The organism is Actinokineospora auranticolor (genome assembly GCF_002934265.1).
Classification (GTDB): domain Bacteria; phylum Actinomycetota; class Actinomycetes; order Mycobacteriales; family Pseudonocardiaceae; genus Actinokineospora; species Actinokineospora auranticolor.
Window position 1 is genome coordinate 284,997 of sequence record NZ_PTIX01000007.1, and the last position, 14,156, is coordinate 299,152.

Annotated in this window: 11 protein-coding genes; 6 read left to right on the plus strand and 5 right to left on the minus strand. The window is 73.2% G+C overall.

Annotation, left to right across the window (positions count from 1 at the left end; translation table 11 throughout):
• Positions 1–84: 84 nt before the first annotated feature.
• The 3 genes from CLV40_RS16035 to CLV40_RS16045 all read left to right on the plus strand — a co-directional run bounded on the left by CLV40_RS16035 (position 85) and on the right by CLV40_RS16045 (position 4,967).
• Positions 85–270, plus strand: coding sequence for a hypothetical protein (locus CLV40_RS16035; protein WP_104479694.1), 186 nt, complete (start codon positions 85–87; stop codon positions 268–270).
• Positions 271–334: 64 nt separating this feature from the next.
• Positions 335–4,030, plus strand: coding sequence for an FxSxx-COOH system tetratricopeptide repeat protein (gene fxsT / locus CLV40_RS16040; protein ID WP_104479695.1), 3,696 nt, complete (start codon positions 335–337; stop codon positions 4,028–4,030).
• A gap of 22 nt (positions 4,031–4,052) precedes the next feature.
• Positions 4,053–4,967, plus strand: coding sequence for a hypothetical protein (locus CLV40_RS16045; RefSeq protein ID WP_104479696.1), 915 nt, complete (start codon positions 4,053–4,055; stop codon positions 4,965–4,967).
• 4 nt (positions 4,968–4,971) lie between these two features.
• On the opposite strand, the gene CLV40_RS16050 is transcribed toward CLV40_RS16045, so the two are convergent.
• The 4 genes from CLV40_RS16050 to CLV40_RS16065 form a co-directional block, all read right to left on the minus strand.
• Positions 4,972–7,329: a KAP family P-loop NTPase fold protein gene (locus CLV40_RS16050; protein WP_104479697.1), complete on the minus strand. Its 2,358-nt coding sequence runs from the start codon at positions 7,327–7,329 to the stop codon at positions 4,972–4,974.
• Positions 7,326–9,509, minus strand: coding sequence for a hypothetical protein (locus CLV40_RS16055; RefSeq protein WP_104479698.1), 2,184 nt, complete (start codon positions 9,507–9,509; stop codon positions 7,326–7,328). Before CLV40_RS16055 ends, CLV40_RS16050 begins: the two co-directional genes overlap by 4 nt.
• Positions 9,506–10,447: an ATP-binding protein gene (locus CLV40_RS16060; RefSeq protein ID WP_104479699.1), complete on the minus strand. Its 942-nt coding sequence runs from the start codon at positions 10,445–10,447 to the stop codon at positions 9,506–9,508. The genes CLV40_RS16055 and CLV40_RS16060 overlap by 4 nt, the downstream gene beginning before the upstream one ends.
• Positions 10,448–10,556: 109 nt before the next feature.
• Positions 10,557–11,156 carry a TetR/AcrR family transcriptional regulator gene (locus tag CLV40_RS16065; RefSeq protein WP_104479700.1) on the minus strand — a complete coding sequence of 200 codons (600 nt, stop codon included), beginning with the start codon at positions 11,154–11,156 and terminating at the stop codon, positions 10,557–10,559.
• Positions 11,157–11,243: 87 nt separating this feature from the next.
• Here CLV40_RS16065 and hisF point away from each other — a divergent pair, with 87 nt between their 5' ends.
• From hisF to hisI, 3 genes are read left to right on the plus strand one after another with little or no spacing between them, the layout of a single operon-like run.
• The gene (hisF, locus tag CLV40_RS16070) at positions 11,244–12,017 is read left to right on the plus strand and encodes an imidazole glycerol phosphate synthase subunit HisF (RefSeq protein WP_104479701.1); all 774 of its coding nucleotides are present in this window, start codon (positions 11,244–11,246) and stop codon (positions 12,015–12,017) included.
• The gene (locus tag CLV40_RS16075) at positions 12,014–12,376 is read left to right on the plus strand and encodes a hypothetical protein (protein ID WP_104479702.1); all 363 of its coding nucleotides are present in this window, start codon (positions 12,014–12,016) and stop codon (positions 12,374–12,376) included. The genes hisF and CLV40_RS16075 overlap by 4 nt, the downstream gene beginning before the upstream one ends.
• Positions 12,373–12,711 carry a phosphoribosyl-AMP cyclohydrolase gene (hisI, locus tag CLV40_RS16080; RefSeq protein WP_104479703.1) on the plus strand — a complete coding sequence of 113 codons (339 nt, stop codon included), beginning with the start codon at positions 12,373–12,375 and terminating at the stop codon, positions 12,709–12,711. Before CLV40_RS16075 ends, hisI begins: the two co-directional genes overlap by 4 nt.
• Before the next feature lie 755 nt (positions 12,712–13,466).
• Here hisI and CLV40_RS16090 read toward each other — a convergent pair.
• Positions 13,467–14,084 (minus strand): TetR/AcrR family transcriptional regulator, encoded by a 618-nt coding sequence (locus tag CLV40_RS16090; protein WP_374066559.1) that lies wholly within the window; start codon positions 14,082–14,084, stop codon positions 13,467–13,469.
• Positions 14,085–14,156 lie beyond the last annotated feature (72 nt).

Sequence of the window (14,156 nt, forward strand, 5' to 3'; positions counted from 1 at the left end):
TGCCTGTGGCTATCATGGCGCGGCACGTTGCCGGCCCGGCTGGTGGCCGACCACCGCCCGCCGAAAGAGTGAAAGGACGTCAACGTGAGCACCCCTCAGCACGAGGCAGGCGCCGACCCTGCGGCGCTGGAGTCCGACCTGCCCGACGTCGGGTCGCTAGACCCGGCCGCGCTCGCGGCCATCCCCGACTCGGCGCTGGCCGCTGCGGTGCGCAGGCAGCTCGCGGGCGCCGACGAGGACTACTTCGCCGCCTTCCAGAACGCGATGTGACGGGGCGGGGGAAAAGATCCTTCGGCGGTAACCCGGCCGCCGCGGCGCGCGACATCATCTAGTGATGAGCAGCCCCGCGCGTGACCTCGACCAGGTCCGGATCATCGCTCTCCTCGCGGTCAGCGGTGGGTCCGGGCGCACCAGCGCCGCGGCCAACGCGGCGTGGCTGCTCGCCGGGGACGACGCGCGCGTGCTCGTCCTCGACGGCGGCACCGAGCCGCCCCGCGCCGCCGACTACCTCGCCCCCTTCTACGCCGCCGAGGTCGACCTGCCCGACGAGCTCGGCGCCGCGCTGGCCGAGCCGCCGCTGCCGGGTGAGCCCGTGCGGCCGCTGCCCGCCGCCCGGTTCACCGTCCCCGGCGCCCACGGCCACGTCGACGTGCTCCGGGTGGAGCACTGGGACCGCAGGCTCGACGTGCTCGACCTGCCCGCCGCCGCCATGCTCAGGGCCCGGCTGCGCACCGCGGGCTACGACTACGTCCTGGTCGACGTGCCGACCGCGCCGTCGCCCGCGGTGCTGGCCGCGGTGGCCGCGGTGTGCGACCGCGTCGCGGTGTTCTGCACCGCCCGCCCGACCGCGATCACCCGGGGCGCGGAGGTCGCGAGCCAGGTCGCGCGCGCCGCCCACGGGCCGCTCGCGGTCGTGCCGGTGCTGACCATGACCGACCCCCGCTTCGAGGAGCGCGAGCACCGCGGCCGCTCCGCCGTGCGCACCGCCTTCCACCACGAACTCGGCGGCGACGTCGAGCGGCTGGCCGAACCGGTCGAGATCCCGTACCAGCCCGGCGAGTCCTACGACCCGATGCTCGCGGTCGTCGCCGACGACCTGGCCCTCGACACCGGCCTCGGCGAGTCCTACGAGACCTTCACCAGGGACGTCTGCGGCCACGCGGTGAACCGGCAGGACATCGTCACGCCGCTGCTGCGCGCCCGCTACCGGGCCAGTTTCGGCCTCGGCGGCGACGTGCCCGACACCGTCACCATCGTCCACGCGCCCCCGGACCGCGCGTGGGCGGAGTGGGCCCACGACCGGCTCACCGCGGCGGGCGCGCACGTCCGGCGGACCCCGCTGGGCGTCGGACCGGTGCGCCTCCTCGCGGAGGAGGAACAGCGCGGCGTGCTCGTCGTGGCCTCGACCGCGCTGTACGGCGCGCCCGGCGTCCCCGAACTGCGCGGCGCGCTGGACGCGTTGCGCCTGGGCACCACCGACGTCGTGCTGATGCAGGTCTCCGACGACGCCGTCGAACTCCCGTCGACCGGCGGGTTCGCGGTCACCGGGCTGCACGAGGACCAGGCCAAGGCGACGCTGCTGGGCCGCTTCGGGCTGGTCGACCGCACCGGCGGCGCGGACCCGGCGGACGCCCGGTTCCCCGCGCGCACCCCGGCCGTGTCCAACGTGGCCGCGCGCAACGGCCGGTTCGTCGGCCGCGGCGCGGACCTGGAGTCGTTGCGCGACAACCTGGTCTCCGACGAGCACACCACCGTCACGCTCACCGGGGTGCGCGGCGTCGGCAAGAGCGAGACCGCCCGCGAGTACGCCCACCGCTTCGCCTGCGACTACGACGTCACGTGGTGGGTCGCCGCGCAGGACGTGGACTCGGTCGAGGCGTCGGCCGCCGAGCTGCGCGCGGACGACCCGCCGGTCGAGAACGCGCGGTGGCTGCTGGTCCTCGACGACGTGGCGGCCGGACCGCCGCCCGTGGACGCCCTGCTGCCCGGTCCCCGGCCGCGGTGGCTGCACGTGCTGTGCACGTCGACCGAACACCGCGGCGGCGACCAGGTCGACCTGCCGCCGCTGCCCGACGCGGACAGCGTCGCCCTGCTGACCCGGACGGTCCCCGGGCTGCTCGACCCCGAGGCCCGGCAGACCGCGGCCGCCGTGGCGCACCTGCCGCTGGCGCTGTCGCTGTCGGCCGCGCTGCTGCGCACCATCGCCGAGGACGCGGCCGAGACCCGGGGCCTGACCAGGAGTTCCGCCGCGGTCACCGCGACCGCGCGGTTGGCCGAGCTGCGGCCCCCGCTCGACCCGGCGGCGGTCCCGCCCGGCAGGCTGCCGGTGGCCCAGACCGTCGAGGTGGCGCTTAGCTGGCTGCGCCGCGAGGCCCGCGGCGCGCTCGCCGTGCACCTGGCCGAGCTGCTGGCGTTCCTGTCGCCGCAGGGGGCGAGCCTGCAACTGGTGCGCTCCAACGGGATGCTGGCCCGGCTGGCCGAACTGGGCGGTCCGGCGGCGGAGGTGCTGCGCTACGACGCCACCGAGGTCGACCAGGTGCTGTGGACCGGCGCCCGGTGCGCGCTGTTCGAGGTGGCGTGGGGCGAGGAGCCGTCGGTCGGGCTGCACCCGCTGGTGCGGGAGTGGTTGCTGGCGCGGATGTCCGAGGCCAAGCGCGCCGACAAGCGCGCGCACGCGCTGCGGGTGCTGGCCGCGTACGCGCCGCTGGAGGTCGGCGGGCACGAGGCCGACCGGGAGAACCGGCACGCCGAGCTGCAACGGCACCTCGGCCCGGCCGAGGCGCTGCGCAGCGATGACCCGCTGGTGCGGCGCTGGCTGGTCAACCAGGCGCGGTACCAGTACCTGGAGGGTAACCCGCGCACGTGGAGCGCCGCGCTGAAGGCGGGCATGCCGGTGCTGGCCGCGTGGCGGGAGCGGCACGACCAGCCGGACCAGCTCGACGTGCGGTTCGCGGGGCAGCTGGCCAACCTCAGCCGCGCGCTGGGCGACTTCCGCGCCGCGTACGCCTTCGACAGGTTCGCCGTCGACCGCGCGCGGGAGCACCCGGAGCTGGGGACGGACCACCCGGTCACGCACACCGCGGTGCGCGGGCTCAGCGCCGACCTGCGCGGGCTGGGCCGGTTCGGCGAGGCGCTGGAGAGCGACGTGACCGCGTGGCGGGGGCTGCGGGCCACGCTCGGGGAGGAGCACCCGCAGGCGCGCAAGGCGGCCAACAACCTCGCGCTGTCCCAACTGCTCGCGGGCTTCCCCCAGACGGCGCTGGACATCGAGCGCGGCAACTACGCGCGGCGGCTGAGGCTGCTGGGCACCGACCACCCGAACACCTGGTTCTCCCTGTGCAGCGTGGGTTTCTACCAGCGGGAGATGGGCAGGCTGGACGAGTCGCTGCGCTCGCTGACCGCCGCCCGGCACAACATCCTCCGGTTGCGCGGACCGGCCCACCCGGACGAACTGCGGGTCCGCTGGCACTACGCGCTCACGCTGCGGCACGCGGGACGGGTGTCGGTGGCGCACGAGCTGACCAGCCAGGTCTGCGCGGAGTACCGCGCGTCGCTGGGCGACGTCCACCCGCACACGCTGGCGGCGCGGCTCAGCATGGCGGCGGTGGCCCGCGCCCGCGGCGCCGACAACGCGGCGGCCGTGGCGGTGGAGGTGTTGGAGCAGTACCGGACGAAGCGGCCGGACCACCGGCCGTTCATCGCCATCTGCCACCTCGAGTACGCCATGTGCCTGCGGGCGGCCGGGGACCACGAGACCGCCTACGGGCACGCCCGCAACGCGTATCGTGAACTGGGGGAGACGGTGGACGGTCAGCACCCGTGGACCCTGGCCGCGGCCCTGGTCGTGGCCGCCGTGCTCGCCGACCTGGGCGACGTGGCGCAGGCCCGCCGCGACACCGAGGTCATCTGGCAGCAGTGCGTCGACTTCGTCGGTGCCGACCACCCGTACACCCGGGTCGCCGCGGAGAACGTGAAGAACGCGGGCAACGTCCGCCTGGTGGACGTCGACCTCGACATCCCGCAGACCTGAACCCGACCGAGGAGCCCGCCCGGTGCCCACCGACCCCGTCGTCCTCGAAGCGAACGGCGGCCCCCACGGGGAGGCCCGCCCGCTGTCGGTCGACGCGTTCCGCCGGGCGGGGCTGCGGCACCTGGTGCACCTGGCCAACCACGTCCGGGTCCTGTCCCTGGACGACAGGGCGCACGTCGGGTCCCGCGACCGGGTCTCCTCCAACGCGGCCCTGCTCTGCTCCCTGCTGGACGAACTCGACGAGCGGCTCGACGAACTCCGCATGGGAACGCTGATCCGCACGGTCCTCACGGGCGCGGCCGGGTCGGTCCTGCACTACAAGGTCCTCCCCGCCAAGGACATCGTCGCCGCCCTGCCCGACGCGAGGGTGCACAAGGCGGACCAGGCCATGGCCGAGCTGACCACCGCGCTGCGCCGCGACCTCGGCCTCGACGACCAGAACCCGGGCGGTTTCGTGGCCAGCGCGGACCCGGTCGCCTCGGACCACCCGGTCGCCGTCCACTCCTTCCAGACCACCGCCCTCTCCCCGCGCTCCACCGCGATCCGCGACCTGGCCTCGGCGGTGATCGACCCGAGCGCGTTGCAGTGGGTCGCCTACTACGCGGGGGAAGCGGTCATCTTCACGGTGGACTGCCTGGACGACCCGGCGCTGGCGGACTTCCACACCTCGGTCACCGTCGAGTCCCGCCGAGACCGCCTCCGCGCGCTGACCCGCGAGGTGCCGACGATCGCGACCAGGTGCAACCGGATCGTGGGCAGGCTGCTCGAACCGGTTCCGCTGGACCGCGTCACGTTCGACCCCGAACACGGCGCCCTGTACTACCGGCGGCTGACCCCGGGGTCGTTCCTGCTGGGCATGACCCTGCGCCAGGAACGCGTCGCGGAGGCGGAGACCGCCATGGAGCGGTTGACCGCCGAGGTCGCCGCGCTCGGCTGAACCGCTACTCCAGACCGCAACAGCGGCGGATGCCCTCGGGCGTCAGGGGACCGGCCTTGCGGTCGCCGACGACGGCGCGCAGCGCGGACCCCGACGCCATGGCGCGCAAGCGTTCCGGGAAGTCCTCCGAGAGCCAGCCCTCGTTGAGGATGCCCCGGACCGCGTCGGGGGAGCGCTGGAGGTGGTCGGCGATCTCCGGCCAGCGGACCCGGACGATCGACCAGAGGGCGAGCAGCCCGTGCGGCGGCGTGCCCGCCTCGGCCATCCGGACGGCCCGGAGCATGGTGTAGGTGTTGACGAACAGCTTGACTTCCCGGGGGTTGGTGCCCAGGAGCCGGGTGAAGTCGCTCAGCAGGTGCTCGGTGTGCGCGCGGATCCCGGGCTCGGACACCGCGACGGCCGCGTCGGGGGCGACGGCGGCGCGCACGTCCGGCGGGGCGCTGTTCATGATCCTGAGCACCTCGGTCTCGCCCTTGGCCGCGGTCAGCCGTTCCCGGACGGCCTTGACCGCCGGGTGTTCCACCCCGGTGTCGGCCACGCCCAACAGGGAGTCCAAGAGGTGCCGCTGGGCGGACTCGCTGACCGACGGCATGGGGACGGTCAGCTGGAACAGCTTGTCCATGAACTGGTAGCCCAGCGCCTCCGCCCGCGCCGGGTCGCTGTCGAAGGTCGAGTAGGTGGCGGTGTAGCTGCGGCGCAGCCAGGCGCCGTCCGCCGCGACCACGAAGTACGCCGCGCGCGGGGACACGCGGGTGAACGGGTGCGCGCCGGGCGTCGTGCGCACCAGCGTCTGCACCGCGTCCAGCAGGTCGACCACGTAGTCGTGCTTGCAGCGGTCGAGGTCGTCGATGAAGAACACCACGGGTTTCGACGAGCGGCTCAGCAGCCAGTCGAAGTGCTCGGCCACCCGCACCATCGGGTTCGTGTTCGACTGCTCGAACAACCGCGCCCCGCGCGCCGACCGCCACAGCATCGCCTTGCCGACCCCGCGCGCCGCCACCCACACCGACCCGGTGGCCGTCAGCACCGCCACCACGACCTTCAGCGCGTCCGCGAACGTGGTGGTCGAGTTGATCCCCAGCAGGGTCAGCGCGAGCCCACCGACGGTCAGGATCGTCAGCACCAGCGGCAGCACGTACGCGGCCCCGGTCCGCCGCAGCCGCTCCCGCAGCTCGGCGATCCGGAAACCCCACCGCCGCAAGCGCTTGCGATCGGCGAGCACCGCGCCGCGCAGGTTCGTCAGCAGCGCCCACCACGGCGGCGACAGCCGTGCCTGCTGCCACGCGTCGAATCGCACCACGAGGAAGTCCTTCTCGGTGAGCTTTCGCTCCACAAAGGACAGCAGGGTGCTCTTGCCGGTACCCCAACGACCGTCGAGGTGTACCAGGATCGAGGTGCCGGGTTCGTTCTTGGCGGCCTCGACCATCCGGTTGGTGATGACCTGGGCGACGCCTTCGCGCTTGAGGAGGTCCTTCTCGGCCACGGCGTCCGAGAGCCACTTGGCACCCGTGCCCACCGGCGGTTTCACCGAAACCGGTGGCGTGACGCGGATACCGATGATCAGGACGTTCAACCCGAGGAGGATGTCTTCGACGGTCACCGTGTCGGGGTAGGGTCGGGTGGGCGAGTGCGCCAACCGGGTCGCGTACACCTCGACCATCAGGTTGTGCAGGAGGCCGACGTTCGTGACGTCCTTCTCCAGCTTCGCCAGCGCTTCCCCGCCCACGCGGGGGAACGCCATCCGCTTGGACCAGTGGTCCAAGCGGTTGTCGATGAACCTCCGCGCCTCACCGGGCCGCAGGTTCAGGGTGCTCAGCAAGAGCGCGTCGCCGTAAACGCCGATCTCCGGCGATTCCGCCAGGAACACCGTCTTGCGCGTTCCCAGCTCCAAGTACGCCTCGACCTCGCGCGCGCTCTCCACCGGAGGCAACACGACGGCGCAGTCGACCAACTCCTCCAACAACCGGTAGAACTCCGCCGGGTCTTCGACCGCGGCAACGAGTTCGGTGTCTTCACCGAACCCGAGTTCCTCGGCCACCCGCGCGCACGCCGACGACATCCGGTGCGCCCGATCCGTGCGCAGCGGTTCCACCGACACGTCCACGACCTCGCTGACCCGCTCCCGCGTCAGCAGCTCCCAGGCGCACACGTTGAGGGAAGTAGTGCGTCCCGTCCCCGACGGCCCGGTCACCGCCACGAACACCGACCGCGACTTGGCGAGCAGGTCCAGGTTGTCACCGAGACCACCGATGTCCTGCACCAGCGGCACGTCCTCCGGGTGGACGTGCGGTCGCAGCGGGCGGTTGGACTCGCCATCGGGCAGGACGAACGGGTTGCCGTACGGCAGTGCGGGGTCGGTCATCGAGGTCCGAAACCGCCCTGCTCGCTCCACCGGTTCACCGCGTCCAGCAGCAACTGCGCCAACCCGCCCACCGTCTCCCGCAGGTCCACTTGTCCGTCCGGCGGCGGTAGCGCGTCCCCGCGCGGGGACGGCAGGCTCGTGCGCAGCTCCTCGTAGTTGAGCATCAGCATGTCCAGCCGGTCGCGCTCCGCCGTCGACGGCAGGTCACCGGCCAGACCCCCGAACCACTCGGCCACCGCCTTCCGCAACCGCCGCACCACGTCCACCACCAGCACCGACCCCGCGAGCTCCTCCCGGAACCGGACCACCCGCAGTTCGTTGAGGTACTTCTGGTCCAGCGCCCGCGCCGCGTCCGGCCCGAACGCCGCCGCCAGCACCTCGTGCCACTCCTCGGTCCGGTCCATGGCGCCGAGCGCCGCGCGGAACAGCCTGTCCACCGCTTCCGGCATCTCCCGCGCCCGCTGCGCGGGCACCGCGTCGTCCGGGACCCGCTGCGCCGTGACCAAGCCCTCCAGGTACCGGGCGTTGTCCGCCAGGCCGGCGGTGAGCTGGTCGATGGCGGTGAACAGCTGCGCCTGCTGGCGCACCACCTGCTCCACCCGGTCCCGCAGCACGCTCGCGTCTCCCGCCTCGTTCACCGCGCGCAGGCGCTTCACCTTGGCGTCGAACAGGGACAGCAGGTCCTCGCCGATGTTCTCGGGGGAGAACACGAGCGGCCGCGGCGGGAACACGTCCGCCAGCGCCGCCGCCATCGCCTCGGCCACCACCCCGTCGACCACCAGCAGCAGCTCCACCCCCGGCAGACCGCCGCGCACCGCGGTCGCCCGCCGGGTCAGCCGCCGCACGTCCTCGTCGCCGAGCACCGAACCGCACAGCAGCACCGCGCACCCGCCGCCGTCGAAGGTGACCAGGAAGTCCACGACCGCGTCGTCCTGGTTGCCGTAGCGGTACCTCGTCCGGTAGTCCCAGCCCTGCGCGTCGAAGAACTGGCGCACCCGCGTGGCCACGGTGGCGCCGCCGGTCGGCGCCAGCTCCAGCGCGACCTCGCGGACCATCGCCATGCTGACCGCGCCGCCGCTCGCGCGCCGGTACAGGTGGTGGCACATGCGGATGATCCGCCGCGGGTTGCCGTCGGCGAGCGCGGTCAGGTAGTCCACGGTCTCGGCGGTGAACGGCGCCAACCTGCGCGTGTTGAACTGCCGGTGCTGCAGGTCGCCGATGAGCGCGCGGACGTCGTCGCCGGTCAGGCCGCGGGTGGTGATGGTGCGGCTGATCCGCAGGCGCACGTCCTCGGTCAGCTCCGACTGCATGTCCGGCAGACCCACCAGCACCAGCATCGCCCCGGACGCCACGAACACCTGCAGCAGCTGCTTGAGCGCGGGCACGAAGTCGCTGTCCCGGTCGCGGCTGACGAGCACCTTGTCGGCCTCGTCGAGCAGCAGCAGGAACCGGCGCTGCCTGCCGCCGTAGAGCAGCGCCAGCACGCCCAGCGCCTCCAGCGCCGCGGCCTCGGTGTCGATCGCGGCGGGGATGCCCTGCTCGGTCAGCACCTTGTCCGGCTGGGCGCCGTTGAGCCACTCCCACACCATCTCGTCGAACCCGCCGCGCAGCAGCAGCGTCAGCGCGATGGTGAACGCGTCGTTCTGGGTGACGCGGGCCAGCCGCTCGGCGGTGATCCGCTGCAGCTCGCTCTCCGGCAGCCGCAACCGCTCGATCATGTCGAACGGGTCCAGGTCGTCGGCCCGCAGCCGCGACGCCAGCGCGCGGAACAGGTCGCTGCCTGCGAGGTGGCCCGCGATGACGTCCTTGTAGGTCTCCACGACCCGGCTGCGCACGCTCTCCTTGCCGAGCTGCGCCACCACCCGCCGGTACACGCTGATGAAGTTGGCCGACATGGATTCCAGGTAGACGGCCACGATCGGCAGCGGCGACCCCGCGGCCCGGTTCCGCAGCCAGGTCGCCAGGTGCGACTTGCCCGTCCCGTAGTCGCCGACCACCGCCACCACGTTGCCCGGCGGCAACCCGTCACCGTCGGGCGCGGTCGGCGTCAGGAACGCCGCCAGCTCCGCCGCCGCCGCGCGCACCGCGTCGGTCTCCACCGTCACCTCGTCGGTGGCGTTGACCCGCGCGATCGCCAGCGGGGAGAACGGGTTCTCCTCGGCGTTGGGCGGTCGCGTCATGGGGCCGTCCCGGGGTCCCGCAGGAACCGGTCGTAGAAGTACTCGGTGATGTCGGCGAAGGTGATCTCGTCGGTGTCGGAGTAGCGGTCGCCGCGGTTCTTGCGGTCCTCGTACACCCCCGACAACACGCGCTGCAACATGGCGATCGAGCGGAGCGGGCCCGCCATGGACCGCACCGTGGTGGCGCTCATGGTCGGGAAGTGTCCACGGTCGTGCCGACCCAGCCGATCGGCCGCGAACCGCGCCACGTCACCCGTGCGCAGGGACCCCACCCGCAGCGCCACCGGCGGGATCGGGACCTTCGCGGTGCCCTGCCGGACCAGGTGCGCGTGCCGCTCGTCGAGGTAGGAGGACTCCGTGAAGAACAGCGTTTTGCGGCCCGCCAGGTGGGCGTAGGACACCACCTCGTCGACCAGGTCGGTGGCGGGCAGCAGGACGACCAGCACCACCTCGTCGGGCAGCTCACCGGCCAGGTACCGGTAGAACCGCTCCGGCTGCGCCAACCGCTCCCGCAGCGCCGCGGCCCGCTCGCCGTCGAGCACCTTCTCCTGGAGCAGCCGGTCGAACAGCAGCGCGCACACGCCCGCCATCCGCTCGTCCACGCTCTGCCGGGTCTTCGGGCCCAGCGACAGGTCGACGACCACGCCGCGCTGGTACCGCTCCTGCAGCGCGCGCAGCAGCCAGCCGACGCAGCGGTTGACCAGGGATGTCTTGCCGCAGCCGGAATCCCCGGTGACCAGCGTCAGCCTGCCCCCGGAGTCCAGCCACCGCAGCGCCCCCATCTGCGCGGTGAACTCCTCGTACGCCTCGGCGGTGTGGTTTATCGGGACGTAGTACCCCTCGTCCTCCGGCCGCTCCCACGGGCACAGCGGGCGCAGCGGGGAACTCTCCCACCCCGGCAGCAGGAACGGGTTGACCTCCGCCTTCGGCGGAGCCATCACCGCTCACCCCGCGCACACCACAGCCCAGCCACCACGTCCGCACGCCCCCTGGCTCGCTCCCGGCTCCTCCGGAGGGTCGCTCGCCGAAACCGGGCCGTTACGTCGCTCACACCGGTGATGCTCCCACCGGTGGCAAGGGCGCCAGGTACCCGTTGAGCACCGGCGCGACCACCGCGACGATCTCGTCGTCGGACGCCGAGGTCAGCGGCTCGACGCGGACCACGTACCTGGCCATGGCCAACCCGACCAGGTGCGCGGCCACCAGCGCGGCGCGCAGGGCGGGCACGTCCAGCGCGGCCGCCACCCGGCCCAGCACCGCGCTCTCCAGGAACTGCCGCAGCAGCGCGGCCGCCCGCTCGCTGCCGGACACCGACCGGAACACCGCCAGGAACGCCGCCGCCGACTCCGGCGCGGTCCACAGCCCCAGGAACAGCCGCAGCAGGCGCTCGCCGACCTCGGCGCGCGGCCCGTCGACGACGGCGGCCACGACCCGGGCGGGGTCGACGGGCAGGGCGAGGGCGGCGACGAAGACCTGCTCCTTGGTGCCGAAGAAGTGGTGCACCAGCGCCGGGTTGACCCCGGCGGCGGCCGCGATGCCGCGGATCGTGGCGCCCGGGTAACCGCGCGCGGCGAACTCCGCGCGGGCGGCGGCCAGGATGGCCTCGCGGGTGCGCGTGGGGCCGGGGCGGCGACCGGTCTTGGCCATCGGGCTGGCGTCCCCCTTCCGGTGCGGTTGGTGACACAGTGCACTGTGGCCGATGCCCGCCGGTCGGTGCCCCGTAGGCTCACCGGCATGTCCGTAGCGGTCCGCGTGATCCCCTGCCTCGACGTCGACGCGGGCCGGGTGGTCAAGGGCGTCAACTTCACCGACCTCGTCGACGCGGGGGACCCGGTCGAACTGGCCGCGGCCTACGACGCCGAGGGCGCCGACGAGCTGACGTTCCTGGACGTGACCGCGTCCTCCGGCAACCGGGAGACCACCTTCGACGTGGTCCGCCGCACCGCCGAGCAGGTGTTCATCCCGCTCACCGTCGGCGGCGGCGTGCGCACGGTCGAGGACATCGACCGCCTGCTGCGCGCAGGCGCGGACAAGGTCGGCGTCAACACCGCCGCCATCGCCCGCCCCGAGTTCCTCGGCGAGGCGTCCCGCCGCTACGGGGCGCAGTGCGTGGTGCTGTCGGTCGACGCCCGCCGGGTGCCGGAGGGGTCGGCCCCCACGCCGTCGGGCTTCGAGGTCACCACCCACGGCGGCCGCCGCGGCACCGGCCTCGACGCCGTCGAGTGGGCCGAGCGCGGCCAGGAGCTCGGCGTCGGCGAGATCCTGCTCAACTCCATGGACGCCGACGGCACCAAGGCGGGCTTCGACCTGGAGCTGATCCGCCTGGTCCGGGCCCGCGTCGACGTCCCCCTGATCGCCAGCGGCGGCGCGGGCGCCCTGTCCCACTTCGCCCCCGCGGTGCGGGAAGGCGCGGACGCGGTCCTCGCGGCCAGCGTGTTCCACTTCGGACAGTTGCGGATCGGCGAGGTGAAGGACACCATGCGCGCGGCCGGTATCGTGGTCCGGTGAGCACCCGCCCCCTGGAGGTCCGGGTGGCCGCCGCGCTGCTGGCGGCCACCGCCCTGGCCTTCGTCGCGCTGGGCTTGGCGCGGCTGTCCGATTCGGACGCGGGCGTCCTCGGTTTCCCGGTCGGCATGGGCGTCATCGGACTCCTGGGCGCCGTGAGCGTCTTCGTGGGCCTCACCCGCGCCCGGATCCCGGTCATCGTGTTCACCGTCCTCGCCGCGGTCGCCCACACCACGTTCGCCTTCGGGGGACTGCCGGTGTGGTACCGGGTCGCCTCCGGGATCCTGGCCGCCGCACACGTCTACGCGGCGGTGCTCCTGTTGACCAAACCCGCCGCCGAGTACCTGAAGGGCACCACGTGACCACCCTCGACCCCCGGATCGCCACCCGCCTCAAGCGCAACGCCGACGGCCTGGTGTGCGCGGTGGCGCAACAGCGCGGCACCGGCGAGGTCCTCATGGTCGCGTGGATGGACGACGAGGCCCTGCACCAGACCCTCACCACCCGCCGCGCCACCTACTTCTCCAGGAGCCGCAACCGACTCTGGGTCAAGGGCGAGACCTCGGGAAACACCCAACAGGTCCACGACGTCCGCCTGGACTGCGACGGCGACACGATCCTGCTGGTCGTGGACCAGACGGGCCCGGCCTGCCACACCGGCACCCCCACCTGCTTCGACGCGGACTCCCTGCTCTAACCCGCCCCCCGCGCCCCGCGCTTGCCGCACCGTCGCGCGCCCCCGCTCCGCGACCTCGCCACGGCTCCCGCCACCCTGGCCTCGCCGCGCCCCGCCCCTCGCTTCACCGTCGCGCGTTCGCGCCCACTCGCACCCCGTTCCACGACCTCGCCACCGCTCGCGACTCCCGCCACCGCTCCGCCTTCCACGGCAACACGGTGGTCACCGGAGTTGTCCACAGGCATGATCATCTCCGACCGGAATTGTCAGTCCCCGCCGGTAGAATTGATTCCGGGGGCCGGCGGCATGTGGTGATCATTTCTCCGCCTCTCCGCCTCTCCGCCTCTCCGCCTCTCCGCCTCTCCGCCTCTCCGCCTCTCCGCCTCTCCGCCTCTCCGCCTCTCCGCCTCTCCGCCTCTCCGACGACGAGGCCGGGGGAGCCGACCGCGTCCGAGTCGGCTCGTTCGAGAGACGGCCGCGTTCGAGCGACCCGAGCCGCCCGAACCACGCCGACCAAAGGCACCCCGCCGCGCGGCCCGGCGGTCCGCGCGGCCGCGATCCCTCCGCACCCCGGCCGCCATCGCCTCAGCCGAGTTGTCCACAGGCATGATCATCTTCGCTCGGAACTGTCACCCCTCCCCGGTAGAATGGATACCGGGGGCCGGAGGCATATCCAGCCCGCCACCCATCGCTTTCTCGTGCGCCAAGGCCGAGCCCGGACGCGGCAGATACCACCGCGTCAGCCCGGCCAGCCCGGCCGCGCCCCCCGACCCGCCTCAGTCGATCTTCCCCGTCAGGTACCGCTGCACCGTCGGCCCCACCGCCCTGGCCACCGTCTCCACATCCTGCTCCGCCGCGGGCTCGAACCGCGCCACGTACCGCACCATCCCCAGCCCGATCATCTGCGACGCCACCAGGTTCGCCCGCAGCTCCCCGAGCCCGTCCGACACGTCCACCAGCTGCCCGAACACGTTGTTGTGGAAGAACTCCCGCAGCGCCTTCGCCACCTGCTCGTGCGCCGCCACGCTCCTGATCAGCGCCGCGAACACGCCCCCGTCCTGCGCGTCCCAGACCGTCAAGAACGCCCGCACCAGCCGCTCGCCGAGCGTGTCCAGGCTGCCCTCCCGCACCAGCGCGCCGATCCGGTCCTGCGGGTTGAACGGCAGCCGCAGCACGGCCTCGGCGAACAGCGACTCCTTGCCGCCGAACCAGTGGTTGACCATCGCCGCGTCCACCCCGGCGCGGCGCGCGATGGCCCGGACGGTGGCGCCGTCGTAGCCCTGCTCGCGGAACACCTCCTGGGCCGCCGCCAGCAGCGCGGCCCGGGTGTCGGTCCCGCCCGGCCGCCGCCCGCGCCGCCGTTCGGCCTGTCCTGAAGTCGTCACCTGAGTCATCATGGACCAACGGCCCTACTCGTTCAACATGTGTTGAATTACCCCCGATGGCCCGGCGCGCGTCACCCGCAC

What these genes read in the sequence shown, in the direction of transcription:
- CLV40_RS16090 (WP_374066559.1), bottom strand. Translation starts at nt 14,084, where the DNA reads ATGACTCAGGTGACGACTTCAGGACAGGCCGAACGGCGGCGCGGGCGG.
- CLV40_RS16060 (WP_104479699.1), bottom strand. Translation starts at nt 10,447, where the DNA reads ATGGCTCCGCCGAAGGCGGAGGTCAACCCGTTCCTGCTGCCGGGGTGG.
- hisF (WP_104479701.1), top strand. Translation starts at nt 11,244, where the DNA reads ATGTCCGTAGCGGTCCGCGTGATCCCCTGCCTCGACGTCGACGCGGGC.
- CLV40_RS16055 (WP_104479698.1), bottom strand. Translation starts at nt 9,509, where the DNA reads ATGACGCGACCGCCCAACGCCGAGGAGAACCCGTTCTCCCCGCTGGCG.
- CLV40_RS16065 (WP_104479700.1), bottom strand. Translation starts at nt 11,156, where the DNA reads ATGGCCAAGACCGGTCGCCGCCCCGGCCCCACGCGCACCCGCGAGGCC.
- CLV40_RS16050 (WP_104479697.1), bottom strand. Translation starts at nt 7,329, where the DNA reads ATGACCGACCCCGCACTGCCGTACGGCAACCCGTTCGTCCTGCCCGAT.
- fxsT (WP_104479695.1), top strand. Translation starts at nt 335, where the DNA reads ATGAGCAGCCCCGCGCGTGACCTCGACCAGGTCCGGATCATCGCTCTC.